The organism is Tateyamaria sp. GN1-10 (genome assembly GCF_055693845.1).
On sequence record NZ_JBVFUR010000004.1, the window covers coordinates 1,602,581 to 1,616,165 of the forward strand.

The 13,585-nt window shown below is 60.1% G+C and carries 15 protein-coding genes and 1 pseudogene; 12 read left to right on the forward strand and 4 right to left on the reverse strand.

All coding sequences use genetic code 11. From position 1 onward, the window contains the following. The first annotated feature begins 9 nt into the window (after positions 1–9). The 8 genes from ACZ1HN_RS09695 to ACZ1HN_RS09730 all read left to right on the forward strand — a co-directional run bounded on the left by ACZ1HN_RS09695 (position 10) and on the right by ACZ1HN_RS09730 (position 6,875). The gene (locus ACZ1HN_RS09695) at positions 10–333 is read left to right on the forward strand and encodes a hypothetical protein (protein ID WP_472727337.1); all 324 of its coding nucleotides are present in this window, start codon (positions 10–12) and stop codon (positions 331–333) included. Between the two features lie 634 nt (positions 334–967). Beyond that, positions 968–1,666, forward strand: a complete 699-nt coding sequence (locus ACZ1HN_RS09700) for a hypothetical protein (RefSeq protein WP_472727338.1) — start codon at positions 968–970, stop codon at positions 1,664–1,666. A gap of 7 nt (positions 1,667–1,673) precedes the next feature. Continuing rightward, on the forward strand, positions 1,674–2,246 hold the full coding sequence (locus ACZ1HN_RS09705) for a hypothetical protein (RefSeq protein WP_472727339.1): 573 nt from the start codon (positions 1,674–1,676) through the stop codon (positions 2,244–2,246). 602 nt (positions 2,247–2,848) lie between these two features. Further along, positions 2,849–3,349 (forward strand): type III secretion system chaperone family protein, encoded by a 501-nt coding sequence (locus ACZ1HN_RS09710; RefSeq protein WP_299210205.1) that lies wholly within the window; start codon positions 2,849–2,851, stop codon positions 3,347–3,349. Between the two features lie 29 nt (positions 3,350–3,378). Further along, complete coding sequence (gene proC, locus ACZ1HN_RS09715) at positions 3,379–4,191, forward strand: pyrroline-5-carboxylate reductase (protein WP_472727340.1); 813 nt, start codon at positions 3,379–3,381, stop codon at positions 4,189–4,191. Next, on the forward strand, positions 4,184–4,522 hold the full coding sequence (locus ACZ1HN_RS09720) for a tRNA-binding protein (protein WP_472727341.1): 339 nt from the start codon (positions 4,184–4,186) through the stop codon (positions 4,520–4,522). The genes proC and ACZ1HN_RS09720 overlap by 8 nt, the downstream gene beginning before the upstream one ends. Further along, positions 4,522–5,472, forward strand: a complete 951-nt coding sequence (locus ACZ1HN_RS09725) for a 2-hydroxyacid dehydrogenase (RefSeq protein WP_472727342.1) — start codon at positions 4,522–4,524, stop codon at positions 5,470–5,472. Before ACZ1HN_RS09720 ends, ACZ1HN_RS09725 begins: the two co-directional genes overlap by 1 nt. Positions 5,473–5,909: 437 nt before the next feature. Continuing rightward, the gene (locus ACZ1HN_RS09730) at positions 5,910–6,875 is read left to right on the forward strand and encodes a glycerophosphodiester phosphodiesterase family protein (protein ID WP_472727343.1); all 966 of its coding nucleotides are present in this window, start codon (positions 5,910–5,912) and stop codon (positions 6,873–6,875) included. Positions 6,876–6,932: 57 nt separating this feature from the next. Here the strand turns inward: ACZ1HN_RS09730 and arsH are convergent, their stop codons facing one another. Then, on the reverse strand, positions 6,933–7,652 hold the full coding sequence (arsH, locus tag ACZ1HN_RS09735) for an arsenical resistance protein ArsH (RefSeq protein WP_472727344.1): 720 nt from the start codon (positions 7,650–7,652) through the stop codon (positions 6,933–6,935). After that, positions 7,639–8,094 (reverse strand): hypothetical protein, encoded by a 456-nt coding sequence (locus tag ACZ1HN_RS09740; RefSeq protein ID WP_189369492.1) that lies wholly within the window; start codon positions 8,092–8,094, stop codon positions 7,639–7,641. The genes arsH and ACZ1HN_RS09740 overlap by 14 nt, the downstream gene beginning before the upstream one ends. 426 nt (positions 8,095–8,520) lie before the next feature. Between ACZ1HN_RS09740 and ACZ1HN_RS09745 the strand changes: the two genes are divergently transcribed. Then, positions 8,521–9,102 carry a thymidine kinase gene (locus tag ACZ1HN_RS09745; protein WP_472727345.1) on the forward strand — a complete coding sequence of 194 codons (582 nt, stop codon included), beginning with the start codon at positions 8,521–8,523 and terminating at the stop codon, positions 9,100–9,102. 12 nt (positions 9,103–9,114) lie between these two features. On the opposite strand, the gene ACZ1HN_RS09750 is transcribed toward ACZ1HN_RS09745, so the two are convergent. Next, a complete protein-coding gene (locus ACZ1HN_RS09750; RefSeq protein WP_472727346.1) occupies positions 9,115–9,834 on the reverse strand; it encodes a helix-turn-helix transcriptional regulator in 720 nt (239 codons plus the stop codon). A gap of 87 nt (positions 9,835–9,921) precedes the next feature. Here ACZ1HN_RS09750 and ACZ1HN_RS09755 point away from each other — a divergent pair, with 87 nt between their 5' ends. Next, on the forward strand, positions 9,922–10,317 hold the full coding sequence (locus ACZ1HN_RS09755) for a RidA family protein (protein WP_472727347.1): 396 nt from the start codon (positions 9,922–9,924) through the stop codon (positions 10,315–10,317). A gap of 76 nt (positions 10,318–10,393) precedes the next feature. On the opposite strand, the pseudogene ACZ1HN_RS09760 reads toward ACZ1HN_RS09755, so the two are convergent. Next, positions 10,394–11,520, reverse strand: a pseudogene (locus tag ACZ1HN_RS09760) (beta-ketoacyl-ACP synthase III). Positions 11,521–11,702: 182 nt separating this feature from the next. On the opposite strand from ACZ1HN_RS09760, the gene otnK reads away from it, so the two are divergent. Further along, the gene (gene otnK, locus ACZ1HN_RS09765) at positions 11,703–12,935 is read left to right on the forward strand and encodes a 3-oxo-tetronate kinase (RefSeq protein WP_472727348.1); all 1,233 of its coding nucleotides are present in this window, start codon (positions 11,703–11,705) and stop codon (positions 12,933–12,935) included. Then, positions 12,932–13,582: a 3-oxo-tetronate 4-phosphate decarboxylase gene (otnC, locus tag ACZ1HN_RS09770; protein ID WP_472727349.1), complete on the forward strand. Its 651-nt coding sequence runs from the start codon at positions 12,932–12,934 to the stop codon at positions 13,580–13,582. Before otnK ends, otnC begins: the two co-directional genes overlap by 4 nt. The last annotated feature ends 3 nt before the right edge of the window (positions 13,583–13,585 follow it).

Here is a 13,585-nt window from a genome sequence, read left to right on the forward strand (position 1 = left end):
GGATCCGAAATGTCCTTCAAAACCGCCGCCCTTGCCATTGTGCTGTCGCTTTTGGCGACAAGCGCCATGGCGGACCTGATCGTCGTCAACGGGCGCTACATCGTCGCCAAGGACAGCGTTCGCGCCTACTTCTACCGCCAAAGCGATGACCGCACGGTTTTTGACGTCCGGTGGAGCGATTGGTCCACGCAGTACCGCTGCACTGACGAATACGACCGCACCCGGGTCGAGGCCGCCTCCCTCAACCTTGTCCTGCAAATCGGTGACGCGCGCGCAGTGGACTTTGGGGAGTTCTTGGACAGCGAAGGCTTTGAAGGCTGCGAGAAATTCTAAGGGGACGTAGGGCGCGCTGCTCGCAGGTCATGCGTGCATGTTGCGGATCGTTGATCTCAAGTGTTTTCGATTTGGACTGAGTGTAGACTGCAATGGGCCGGCCGGTTCGAGCCCAAAGTGTCAGATACTGCAGTCTGCAAGAACATCAGCGAAGCGCAAAAGCCCCACTTTGGCTATGGCAAGGACTGCCGACAGGTTCCGCTCCTACGGTGCCGAAGAAAACGCGATTGCGCTTGGGCTGGGTCGCAGCCAGCACAAGGGTCTCGACAGCCTTGCCGAGAACAGCCACCTGCTGTTCCACACGCGAGAAACAGCGTTTCGAGGGCACGGATCCTCTGGAGGACTGCAGCGGTTCGTCTTGATGCACGCGCGGACCCGCAAGCTTTCCTTCCGTCCTGCCACAGCACTCCAACACCACGAATCCGATGTTACCGGCCTGAGACACTGGATGCCTCAAGACGCCCGCCAGACTTTTATGAGAAAGGTCGATAAAGCTGATCTCTGCCCCTCGTCAAAGCTTAGGTGCAGGCAGCCATGAACCCTATTCGCACTTCGCGGCACAAACCAATGACGAAAGTCGATTGGATTGTACTAGGGCTGAGGCCGTTCTCGCCCGCGGATGAGGAAACATCACATGGCAAAGACCACCACAGAACACAAATTCTACGTCGTCGATTTGGTTCGGAACAAACCAAAAAGCGACTATGTCTCGATCCCTCCCTATCGGGTGAATGTCACGATCAAGGTCGAGGCAAAGGAGAAGGTCCCCACCAGCAAGCTGAAACGCCTGGAAGAGGCTGCCCGCAATTCGTTGGAAGACACCGAAAAGCTGATCGTAAAGGTCGCGGCGGAGTCGACCAAAAAAATCGAAAAGCTGATCGCAGAACAGAACCCGGATGCAAGCGCCAAGGCCAACCAGTTGATCCAGGGCGCCAATATCGCGATCCGAGATGGGCTCAAACACGCAGAGAGCGCGGCTCAGAAAGCGGTCGAAGCGCAGCGCAAGAAGGAAGGCAAGCAAGACGCACTTCTGAAAGAGGCCAAAGTGATGGTTGTCGTCAAGGTTGGCAAAGCGGCGCTGGTGACCACCGCCGCGGTGGCCAAATCCGTGGCAACCGCCGGCGTGGATGTCACCGGGTTCGTTTTTGCCGCCAAGGCCTGCTACGACGCCTACAAGGCGATCGACGGTTTGTGTGCTGATGAGTCAAAAAAGTGCCAAGCGCTCATACACGGCGTCGACAAGTATCTGACTGCGCGCGAGAAAAAGCTGGGGACTCTCCGCGAAGCAATACGCGCAGGATTTTACGGGCTACGACAAGAAAGACCCGGCTAAGGCCCTGATGGACCTGGCCAAGCGCGCTGAACAGCTCGCAGAGCAACAAGCGGAGCAGGACGAGGTGGCAGGCACGCCGACCACCAAGACGCAAAAGGCTGCGGATTTCGCAAAATCGATGTTCAGCTTCGTCAAGAAAGAAACGAACGCGGCTGCAAGCGGGGCCGAGACAGCGCGCAAGAACTATCGCAATGGCATCGCGTCCTACCGCAAGGTGGTCGACAAGGCGTCTTCGGCGTCGGACAAGCTGAAGGTCGAGGCCAAAAAGATACCCGGCTTTGTACCCGTAGGTGCCAAGGGCAAGAAGATCAGCGCGGAGGCGATCAAGGTGGCGGCCGAAGCCATGCAGTTTCAGCGTAGCGTGACAAAGATGTCCAAGGCCCTGGACGACCGGATCAGGTTTCTTGATGCAATGAAAAGCGTGATGGACACGGCCAAGATCACGACGTCCGACAAGACGCTCTTTGACAAGATCAAGGAAATGGACAAGTGGACCATGGGGACCGAGGCCGCAAGCATGGCCTCCAACGCTCAAAAGATCCTGAGCCTGGCCAATAATGTGAGGAAAATCGCGGCCTAGGCAAAGAATGCTGGACCTTTCAGCGCGCCGGTCCGTTTGCTTGGCGGACCGGAAAAGGAGATAAAGTTTGGAGCCACCTCACCGGTGGCTCCAAAAGCGTCGTTGGCGAGAGTGCCAAAATGGCGCAACGCAACGCCGGTTGGAGCAGGAGCCATCCAACCCATCAGTTTCCCGCCGGTGCTGCCTTCGCGAAGCGGTCTTTCGACCTAGAGGTGCCAACAGCAACTAAGTCCCGCACAGCCGCCCTTGACCGGGTCCAACACAAGCCCGCCGGGACGGGTTTGTGTTGGACCGGCGCCTTCGGCTTGATCCCGGTCTGGTCGGCGATCGGAATAAGTGGCGGTTTCGTTCACGCATCTGCCATTCCGTCCGACCAAGCATCGGTAGGCTGCGCGTCCTTCGCACAACTCGCCTATCTTGCCCCTGAATCCATCATATCCCCAACTTATTGAGGTTATCCCCAAATAAAGGGTTGCCAGATGGCCGCACCGTCGTCACCATATCTTGTAGAGGCACGGGGGATCGCCCCGGTTTCTAGAGCAGGCACCTAGCGCTTGGGGCGCTGCCAGCCCCCGCGCTACTAGCGAATAAGAGGTGGCACCATGGCACTTTCCGAGCAGTTCCTGGAAGACGAAATTCATCCCATCGACATCGTCGAGCATCTGGCCGAACACCACGAGTGGGATTTCGACCGTATTGCCGATGACCAGATCGCCATGGCGGTCGAGGGGCAGTGGCGCACTTATTCCATTACGCTTGCTTGGTCCGGCTATGACGAAACGCTCCGCATGGTCTGCACTTTCGAAATGGAGCCGCCGGAGGAAAAACTTGGCGGGCTTTATGAGCTTCTGAACCTCGTGAATGATCAATGCTGGGCGGGTGCGTTTACCTATTGGCAAGAGCAAAAGCTGATGGTGTACCGCTACGGTCTTGTCCTGTCGGGCGGCCAGATGGCCAGCGCTGACCAGATCGACACGATGATTGGTGCGGCGGTGATGAGTGCAGAGCGCTACTACCCCGCGCTGCAGCTTCTAGTCTGGGGCGACCGGACACCCAAAGATGCGATGCAGGTCGCTATTGCGGAGGCTTATGGCCGCGCCTAACCTGCGCCCCTGAACGAACGGGGGATTTCATGCAAGACAGTCGGATTGCAGCCCGGGGCCTCGTGCTTCTGGGCTGCGGTAAAATGGGGTCGGCGATGCTCGCCGGATGGCTTGAACGGGGCCTGCCTGCGACCTCGGTTTGGGTGCAAGACCCAGCGCCATCGCCATGGGTGCAATCAACCGGCGTCCACGTGAACACCGATTTGCCCCCTGAACCCGCCGTCATTCTTATCGCCGTAAAACCGCAGATGATGGGCAACGCCTTACCCGGCATCGCGGCCTTTGGAGGCAGTGACACCGTGTTTGTTTCGGTTGCCGCGGGAACGCCTTTGTCTGCGTTCGAAGAGGCATTTGGCACCGCCAGCCCAATTGTTCGCGCGATGCCCAACACCCCCGCCGCCGTTAGCCGAGGGATCACGGCCATCTGTGCTAATGATGCCGGGCAGGGGGCGCTGGATGAGGCGGAAATGCTGCTCTCTGCTGTAGGGGAAGTGGTGCGTCTGGACAGTGAAGAGCAAATGGATGCGGTCACCGGAGTCAGTGGCTCTGGTCCGGCCTATGTTTTTCATTTGATTGAAACTCTGGCCGATGGCGGTGTGGCGCAGGGCTTGCCCGAGGATCTGGCGATGCAGCTGGCAAAAGCGACGGTGGCTGGGGCCGGGCATTTGGCGATGGAGGCCGATGAAGATCCCTCGCAATTGCGCGCCAACGTCACCAGCCCCAATGGAACAACGCAGGCAGCGCTAGAGGTGTTGATGGACGAAAAGGTGGGCTTTCCCAGCCTGTTACCGCGCGCTGTTGAAGCAGCCACAACACGATCAAAGGAGCTGGCCCGTGGCTGAGATTTCGTTCGATGACTTCATGAAGGTCGACATCCGCGTGGGCCGTGTGGTGCGAGCCGAACCCTTCCCGGAGGCGCGCAAGCCCGCCATCAAGATGTGGGTCGATTTCGGCGGTGATCTGGGCGAGCGCAAGACCTCAGCCCAGGTGACCGTGCACTACGAACCCGAGGCGTTGGTGGGCCGTCAGGTGATGGCCGTGGTGAACTTTCCCCCACGCCAGATCGGCCCCTTCATGTCCGAGGTTCTGGTCCTCGGGTTCCCCGATGACAACGGAGACATTGTACTGGCCACACCCGACAAGGACGTGCCGGTCGGCGGGCGGATGCACTGATGAAACTGTGGATCACACGCCCCTTGCCAGACAGGGTGGTTGAGGCCGCGCGGGCACGATGCGAGGTGGAGGTGCGGACAGAGACTCTGCCTTTGACGGCGGAAGAGTTGCGGCGCGCTTTGATGGATTTCGATATGGTTCTGCCGACCTTGGGGGACGCGTTTTCGGCCGAAGTGTTTGCCGATGTTGCTGCACCACGCTGCAAGTTGCTGGCCAATTTCGGGGTTGGTCATAACCACATCGACGCAGCCGCAGCGCAGGCCAAGGGGATCGCCGTCACCAACACGCCCGGCGCTGTGACCGATGCGACCGCGGATATCGGGATGATGTTGATCCTGATGTCAGCCCGCCGCGCGGCGGAGGGCGAGCGGCTGGTGCGGGCGGGGGCGTGGCCCGGCTGGCATCCGACACAGATGCTGGGGCTGCACATGACCGGCAAGCGTGTTGGCATCGTGGGGATGGGGCGGATCGGGCAGGCCATTGCGCATCGGTGCCATTTCGGGTTCGGAATGGACGTGTCGTATTTCAACCGGTCCAAGAAGGACCTTGGTTTTCAGGCTGAGCGGGTCAAGGAATTGTCCGACCTTGCGGCGTCTGTCGATGTGCTGGTGGTTGCTGTCCCCGGGGGGACGGACACGCGCCATTTGATTGATGCGCACGTGCTGGAGGCGATGCAGAGCCATGCGCATCTGGTCAACATCGCGCGCGGGGATGTGGTGGACGAGGCCGCCTTGATCGCAGCCCTAGAAACCGGGTCCATTGGTGGCGCTGGGTTGGATGTTTATGAACATGAACCTGCCGTGCCGGAGGCCTTGCGGGCTTTGGACAACGTGACTTTGCTGCCGCATCTGGGCACTGCCGCGCTTGAGGTACGGGAGGCGATGGGGCTGATGGCGGTGGAGAATATCGTGGCATTTCTGGACGAAAAACCGCTGCCAAACGCGGTTTAGAGTGATGTGTCCCCGCGGGGACAAGGCGTTCGGCGGGTTTGGCGGGAATTTACCTTTTGCAGTTCTGAGCGTGGGATCAGTGGGTTGATCGCCGCACGGTCCGGAAGGACGATTTTAACCAGGCGTAACGCATCCTGCGTCCCGGCAGCGGGCAAGGTGTTGGAAAAAGCCTCGTTCGGTTCCGCATTGATCGCTGTTGTGGCAGGAAAACAGCAACTGGAAGACGTTACCGTGAGGCCATAAGGCGCTCAACCACGCAATAGTAAGCGCCAGCTTTAAAACCGATTGGACCAGTGACGATTGATGGCAAGCTGCGACCCACCACTTGGGCGCGCTTGATGGGAACCCGGCGTATCCTTGCTTTTGCCGCGCGCAGGTTTGTTTTCGCCGTTTCAACACGTCTGCACGCGTTCTAGTGTCCAGCCATGCGGCGCATAATGAAACGACTGACCTGTGTGGCTTTGCTTCTGGTGTTGGGCGTGTGGGGGGCGAACACGTCGCTTTTTGTCGCTGGGGTGGATCAGCATAAAACCCGTGTGATCGCCCATCGGGGCGTTCATCACATCTATACCGGGTCCGACAGGTCGAATGATGCCTGTCACGCGTCGCCGGTTGAGCCTATTGAACATGCTTTCGTCGAGAACACGCTGCCCTCCATGCGAGAGGCGTTTCGCTTCGGAGCGGATGTGGTGGAGATCGATGTTCATCTGACGGCTGACTATGTGTTTGCCGTCTTCCATGATTGGACGGTGGATTGTCGCACTGACGGAACAGGCGTCACACATCAACAGAGTTTCGCTGCGCTTCAGGCACTTGATGTGGGCTACCGGATCGATGATGGCACAGGCACCTATCCCTTACGTGGACAAGGGATAGGGTTGATGCCGTCGCTGGAGCAAGTGTTCGCGGAGAACATGGCGGGCCAGTTCCTTGTCAATTTCAAAAGTCGTCGTAATGAGGAGGGCGTAGCGCTTGCCGAGATACTGCAAAAGCCAGAGGCGCGCGCGCAGGTTTATGGTGTCTATGGCGGGCGGCCACCCACGCGGGTGGCATTGGAGGCAACGACTGACCTGCGCGGATTTGATAGATCCTCTTTGCAGGCCTGCCTCGTTCGGTACTTCATTCTAGGCTGGAGTGGCTATGTGCCGGAGAGTTGTCGCAACACGATTGTCATGGTTCCGCAAAACTATGCAGGCTTTCTGTGGGGATGGCCGCATCGCTTCACCCGTCGTTTCGAGGCGGTTGGAACCGATGTCATTCTGGCCGGTCCCTACGACGGGTCGGGGTTTTCGACCGGGATCGATGACGCAGATGCCTTTGGCAAGGTCCCGGACGCTTTTGATGGCTATGTGTGGACCAACCGGATCGAGGTGATTGGTCCGCTCAGTGAGGCCAGACGGTAGGAATTCGAGGTTGCCGACCCTGATAATCCGTCGCGGTTTGCTCTGACCTTCGCAGAGTTACAGCTTTTTCAGCGACACCCGCTTGTGCACGTCCTCGACGCTTTCAGCCCGTTCGGAATAGCGATCGACCAGATAGTCCTGACGCCCCCGCACCATCCAGGTGAATTTCACCAGCTCTTCCATCACGTCAACGACTCGGCGATAGAACGGCCCCTCGGGCAGGCGTCCGTCCTCGAATTCCAGCCACGCCTTGGCGATACTGGATTGGTTGGGGATGGTGACCATTCGCATCCAGCGGCCCAGGATACGCATCTGGTTTACCGCATTGAAGCTTTGTGATCCGCCGGACACCTGCATGACGGCCAGCGTCTTGCCCTGCGTGGGGCGAATGCCGCCTTTCATGGAAAGGGGTAGCCAGTCGATCTGGGTCTTCATCAGGCCGGTCATGGCGCCGTGGCGTTCCGGGCTGGACCAGACCATGCCTTCGGACCATGTCGCCAGTTCACGCAGTTCGACCACCTTGGGGTGAGCCCCGTCAGCATCATCGACAAGCGGCAGGCCGGACGGGTCGAATAGCTGTGTTTCGCAGCCCAAATGCCTTAGAATACGAGCCGCTTCTTCGGCGGCGCGGCGGGAGTAGCTGACATCGCGCAGCGAGCCGTAAAGCAGCAGGATGCGCGGTGGATGACCCGGATCATCGGGTGCGCGCAAGGCATCTGTATCGATCTGCGGCAACGCTTCGGCCACAAGGGCCGGAAGATCCTCAGGCACTTTCATCCTCAAGGTGCAGTTTCATGTCGATCAGCACCTGTTGCAGCAAGGTCGTTTCTTTCAGCAATCGCTTGGCTTCGTTGACCGTGATCACGCCATCTTCGATCGATTGCTGGTATTCGGTCATCAACATGGCAAAGCGTTGGCTGAGCGCGATCACGTCGGAATTCACACCACCGGGACGGTCAGAATTGGGGCGGCGGTCATCGTGGCTGAGCGTGATGCCTTGCAGTTCGGCCAGCGCGCCGGTGACGTGCGGGTAGCTTGCCGCTTCTTCCAATGCGATCACCGCGTCGACGGGCATGAAGCGATCCGAGTGCTCTTCGTTGTCGGAGTAGTATCGGCCCAGGGTCGCCTTGGACTTGCCGGTCAGTTTGCACGCCGCTTCGATCCCGACATCCTTCACCAAGGACTCGGTGTGTTTTTTCAAATAGCTGCCAACGGTCATGAGCCTGCCCCCTTACTACGCAATTCCCCAGTTCAACCACCTGTGCGGGGGAACTTGGCCGGTCTTTTCCCATTAATCGTCTCGCCAGCAAATGTCATTTTTAAAAGCATCCCAGTGGTTTTCGGGATGTAACAAGTGCCCGGTGCCCCCAAGCGCCGGGTTCGGGTGAGGTCCGCCACATCCTCTGTCCCGTGGGGGCGACAGGCCGGTCTGACCGGCAGCAGGTGTGGTGGGGCCGTCGGAGGTTTCCAGTAACGGGGTGGGCATTATCCCCAATTCGGGTGCGCAAGCATCCATTGCCCACCTTAGTGTCATCCAGTGCCGAAGCGGCGCAGGGGCGTGCGACGCAGGCGACAAGACCATGCGCGCGGCCCTTGCACCCACCCGGTCTTGCCCAGACATGCCGACCGATTTAAGCAGCCGCCCATGGCAAAGCTTTATTTCCACTACTCCACCATGAACGCGGGCAAGTCGACTGTGCTGTTGCAGGCCGCGCATAACTACCGTGAGCGGGGCATGGAGCCCTATCTGCTGACGGCATCCCTTGATGATCGGGCCGGGGCGGGGCGCATTGCCTCGCGGATCGGGATCGGGGCAGAGGCTGACACGTTCACAACCGCCGACGATCTGTTCCGGAAGCTTGTCGCACGGCAAACAGAGGGGCCTGTCGCCTGTGTCTTCGTCGACGAAGCGCAGTTCCTGACCGAAGATCAGGTGTGGCAGCTTGCCCGCGCCGTCGATGATCTGCGAATGCCGGTGATGTGCTACGGGTTGCGGGTGGATTTTCGCGGCAAGCTTTTTCCCGGGTCTGCCACGTTGCTGGCGCTGGCCGACGAGATGCGCGAGGTGCGCACGATCTGCCATTGCGGAAAGAAGGCGACGATGGTGATCCGGCGGGATGCCGATGGTCGCGCGATCACCGATGGTGCACAGGTGCAGATCGGTGGAAACGAGACCTACGTGTCGCTGTGCAGGCGGCATTGGCGGGATGCTGTGGGCGACGGGTAGGGGCGACGGACCCTAGCGCTGCAAATCCGCGTAGGGGCACACATCATCCTCGAACGGCACGTGACGCCAGCGAAACGGTTCATCCTCAAGGCATTCGGGGCGGCTGATGCGGTCCATTCTGAAGTGGCGGAAATCGTCCCGCGTCGGATCCCACGCCACCAGATACCACAACGGTTGCAGGATCAGCATCGCTTGCGGTTCGACCTTGCGCCGTGTCTTGTTCCCCTTGGCGTCGCGATAGTCGAACTGGATATGCACCCGTTGCAGGAACCCGGTTTCAAAGACAGGCAGCAGATCCGCATCCATCGGCCCCAAATCGGACAGGTCCTGATGCGGTGACAGTTGACCGATATGCAGGCAATCCAGAAACCGCCGCAGATCGCGGACCTTGTCGGATGGCAGTGACTTTTCGATCTTGGCCAGCCCTGCATCCGCCAGATCGGAGAAGGGCAGGTTCTGTGCGGCGCGCATCGCGGCTACGCTGATCAACAGGGCAAAGACCTCGGACACGGCAAGGCGCGCGGTTGTCTGCATGGATTGCGGATCAAGCTGAATGCCACCGCCGCGCCCACTTTCGGAATGGATGACAAAGCCTTCGTCGCGCAAGGCGCTGATATCGCGCAACACGGTGCGCCGCGAAGCGCCGACGTCGCGCGCCAGATCGTCAATGGTGGAACTGCCGTTGCGCCGCAGGGTACGCACGATGCTGTCATGTCGTTGTCGAATGTTCATATGAGAAGGGTAACACATTTGGTGACAAATTTTAGCACCAAATAGCTCTAAGCCTCTTTCAGACACGTCATGAAGGAGAAAATGACAATGCAACGGACCGCAGTGAACCCTTGGGACTGGTCCCTGAACCTGGGCTACAATCAGGGCGAAATCATCGAAGGCGCATCAAGGCAGCTGATCTGCGCGGGCCAAACGGCGGTGGATGGCAATGGTGCCCCGCAGCACCCGGGTGACATGCGCGCGCAGATCGCCCTGGCGCTCGACAACCTCGAAGCTGTTCTGGAAGGCGCGGGCATGAGCCTGGCCAACGTGACCCGGCTGGGTGTCTATGCGACGGATGTGGATGAGGCGCTGAAGAATTTTGACCTCATGGGCATGCGCTTTGGTCCGATCCAGTGCGCGCCGCCCATGACTCTGCTGGGTGTCACCCGCCTGGCCTTGCCCGGTTTGATGTTCGAGATTGAGGCGACCGCTTCCGCCTGAAAGACAAAACCTGAATTTGCGTGCCGCGGTGACGTTTCATCGCGGCACAATGCATTTGTCGTATGGGGCTTAGCCGTTATCCGTGCCGTTCAACCAGAACAGACCCCACAGAGTACCCCGCACCGAACGAGCAGATGATCCCCTTGTCCCCGTCACCGAGATCGCCTGAATACTTCGAAAAGGCGATGATGGATCCGGCCGAAGAGGTGTTGGCATAGTCCTGCAGGATGTTGGGCTGTTCGCCGGGTTCCGGCGTGCGCCCCAGTACTTTTTCCCGATGAAGTCGTTCATGGTCTTGTTGGCCTGATGCAGCCAGAGCCGTTTCAGGTCCGCCGCTTCGACCCCTTCGTCGCCCATGTGGTTGGCGATGTGCTGGCTGACCATGGGTAGCACTTCCTTGAACACTTTGCGCCCGTTCTGCATGAACTGCATGTCGCGGCGGTCGGCCAGCCCGTCGGGGCGGGACCGGCGCAAATAACCGTTGTTATTGCGGATGTTGTTGGAAAACGCGGTGCCGCAGCGGGTCGATTTGATTTCGAAATAGGGGCCTTTCGCCTCTTCGGCCCGTTCGATCAGGGTGGCCGTTGCCACGTCGCCAAAGATGAAATGGCAGTCGCGGTCGCGCCATTCCAGGTGGGCCGAGCAGATTTCGGGGTTCACCACCAGCGCTGACCGGATGGAGCCCGAGCGTACCATGTCTGCCGCCGCCTGGATGCCAAACGTGGCGGACGAACAGGCGACGTTCATGTCGAAGGCAAAGCCCTGGATCCCGAGAAGTTCCTGAATTTCGATGGCGACCGCAGGGTAGGCACGTTCGAGGTTTGACGCAGCGCAGATGACAGCATCCACATCCGCCGCCGTCTTGCCCGCCTGTGTCAGTGCCTTGTTTGCCGCATCAACCGCCATTTCAGCCATGATCGATGGTTCGTCATCGCTGCGCTGGCGCAGCAGGGGGTGCATGACCTTGGGGTCGAGCACACCGGATTTGTCCATGACGTAGCGCCGTTCGATGCCCGAGGCCTTTAAGATGAACTCTTCTGATGAGTGATCCTTGGGATCAACCTCACCTGCCGCGATCGCATCGGCATGTTCGGTGTTGTAGAGGTCCGCGTAAGCGTTGAAAGCCTCGACCAGTTCCGCGTTGGAAATGGATTGCTCTGGCGTGAAGACGCCCGTGCCGGTGATCGCAGGAGTGAAGGCCAAGGTGCGCCCCTTTCAGGCTTGTCGCATGTCGGGTGAACCTACAGGTGCCGCGCCCTTGTTCGCAAGGGGTACAGGCTGTTGCGCCGTCGCGGAAATCCCGAAATTTTCGTGTCGCATGCTGCCGGGGTTGCCAATCGTGCGGTGCCAGTGCTTTCGTGCGTTAAAACGAAGGGAGAGGCGCGTTGAAACTGGGATGTATCGGGGACGATTTCACCGGATCAAGCGATCTGGCCAACACGCTGGCCAAGGAAGGCATGCGGACGACGCAATATACCGGCGTGCCTGCAGGCGACGCGGATCCGTCTGTGGAGGCGGGCGTTGTGGCATTGAAGTCCCGGTCGATCGATCCGGCCGAGGCGGTGGTGAAGTCGCTGGAGGCTTTGGACTGGCTGCGCGCGCAGGGGTGCACGCAGTTTTTCTTTAAGTATTGTTCAACCTTTGACTCGACGCCGGAGGGCAATATCGGCCCCGTCGCGGATGCCTTGGCAGAGGCGTTGGATGCCCACCGGGTCATTGTATGTCCCGCTTTTCCGGGTACAGGGCGATCGGTCTATCAGGGGCATTTGTTCGTGAATGATGTGCTGCTGAGCGAGAGCGGGATGCAGAACCATCCGCTCACGCCGATGACGGACCCGGATTTGCGGCGATGGTTGGCACCGCAGACGCGGTATGATGTTGGGCATGTGGGGGCTGCATCGGTGTTTGCTGGCGCGGAGGCGATCCGCGAGGCATTGCAGGCCGAGCATGAGGCGGGCAAGCGCCACATCGTGGTTGACGCAATCCGGGATGAAGACTTGCGCGCCATTGGCGCAGCGGCGCGGGACTTGCGGCTGATCACCGGTGGGTCGGGTGTGGCGCTGGGATTGCCTGCGAATTTTGGCTGTGCGGCCGGTGCCGTTCCCTGGGTCGGGCAGGGCGGTCGCGCCGTGGCGTTGTCCGGCTCCTGTTCCGTAGCGACGCGGGCGCAGGTTGCCTATCACGCAGCGCGGCATCCGGCCTGCGAGGTTGTGGCAGCGGATGTAATCGAGGGGCGGTTGACCGCTGGCGATGCGGCGGCGTGGGCCTTGGCGCAGGAGGGCGTGCCGCTGCTGTATTCGTCTGCCGATCCGGAGGTGGTGCGACAGGTGCAGGATCAGTTTGGCCGTGAGCGGTCGGCAGAGGCTTTGGAGGGCTTTTTTGCCGACGTGGCGCGCGCGGTGCGCGACGGCGGGGCAACCCGGATCATCACGGCCGGGGGCGAGACATCCGGTGCGGTGGTCGAGGGGCTGGAGCTTGATACGCTCGACATCGGGCCGGAGATTGATCCCGGTGTGCCTGCGCTACGGGCTGGGCCTGATCTGGTTGTGGCGTTGAAGTCGGGGAATTTCGGGGCCGAAGATTTCTTTGAAAAAGCGGATCGGGTGTTGCAGGCATGAGTGAAGAAAGCGCGTTGCGCGAACAGATATGCCTGCTTGCTAAGTCCTTGTTCGACCGGGGGCTGACCCATGGATCGACTGGCAACATCTCGGCCCGGACGGATGATGGTGGGCTGTTGGTGTCGCCCACGGGCACCAGCTTTGGGCGGCTTGATCCGGGGCGGCTGAGCCGGTTTGATGCGTCGGGTGCCCATGTGGCGGGCGACAAACCCACGAAGGAAATGCCCTTGCACACCGCGTTTTATGACACCCGCAGCACGGCAGGTGCGGTGGTGCATCTGCATTCCTGTCACTCGGTCGCGCTGTCCATGCTGCCAGATGCGGATGCCGACAATTTCCTGCCGCCCCTCACACCTTACGGCATCATGAAGCTGGGCAAGGTGCAGCTTCTGCCCTTCTTCCTGCCCGGTGATCCGGCAATGGGCGAGGCCGTGCGCGGCCTTGCAGGCAAGCGGTCAGCGGTGATGCTGGCCAACCATGGCCCGGTGGTGGCCGGCAAGGATGTCGAGGCCGCCTGCAATGCCATTGAGGAGCTGGAAGATACGGCGCGGCTCGCGTTGATGACCCGGGGCATGGCCGCGCAGGGCCTGACCGAGGATCAGGTGCGGGCGGTTGTGACCAAGTTCGACGTTGAGTGGGATGACTAGCGT

Excerpts from the sequence above, each read along its gene's own strand:
- ACZ1HN_RS09695 (WP_472727337.1), top strand. The coding sequence starts at position 10 with ATGTCCTTCAAAACCGCCGCCCTTGCCATTGTGCTGTCGCTTTTGGCG.
- ACZ1HN_RS09700 (WP_472727338.1), top strand. The coding sequence starts at position 968 with ATGGCAAAGACCACCACAGAACACAAATTCTACGTCGTCGATTTGGTT.
- ACZ1HN_RS09705 (WP_472727339.1), top strand. The coding sequence starts at position 1,674 with ATGGACCTGGCCAAGCGCGCTGAACAGCTCGCAGAGCAACAAGCGGAG.
- ACZ1HN_RS09710 (WP_299210205.1), top strand. The coding sequence starts at position 2,849 with ATGGCACTTTCCGAGCAGTTCCTGGAAGACGAAATTCATCCCATCGAC.
- proC (WP_472727340.1), top strand. The coding sequence starts at position 3,379 with ATGCAAGACAGTCGGATTGCAGCCCGGGGCCTCGTGCTTCTGGGCTGC.
- ACZ1HN_RS09725 (WP_472727342.1), top strand. The coding sequence starts at position 4,522 with ATGAAACTGTGGATCACACGCCCCTTGCCAGACAGGGTGGTTGAGGCC.
- ACZ1HN_RS09730 (WP_472727343.1), top strand. The coding sequence starts at position 5,910 with ATGAAACGACTGACCTGTGTGGCTTTGCTTCTGGTGTTGGGCGTGTGG.
- arsH (WP_472727344.1), bottom strand. The coding sequence starts at position 7,652 with ATGAAAGTGCCTGAGGATCTTCCGGCCCTTGTGGCCGAAGCGTTGCCG.
- ACZ1HN_RS09740 (WP_189369492.1), bottom strand. The coding sequence starts at position 8,094 with ATGACCGTTGGCAGCTATTTGAAAAAACACACCGAGTCCTTGGTGAAG.
- ACZ1HN_RS09745 (WP_472727345.1), top strand. The coding sequence starts at position 8,521 with ATGGCAAAGCTTTATTTCCACTACTCCACCATGAACGCGGGCAAGTCG.
- ACZ1HN_RS09750 (WP_472727346.1), bottom strand. The coding sequence starts at position 9,834 with ATGAACATTCGACAACGACATGACAGCATCGTGCGTACCCTGCGGCGC.
- ACZ1HN_RS09755 (WP_472727347.1), top strand. The coding sequence starts at position 9,922 with ATGCAACGGACCGCAGTGAACCCTTGGGACTGGTCCCTGAACCTGGGC.
- otnC (WP_472727349.1), top strand. The coding sequence starts at position 12,932 with ATGAGTGAAGAAAGCGCGTTGCGCGAACAGATATGCCTGCTTGCTAAG.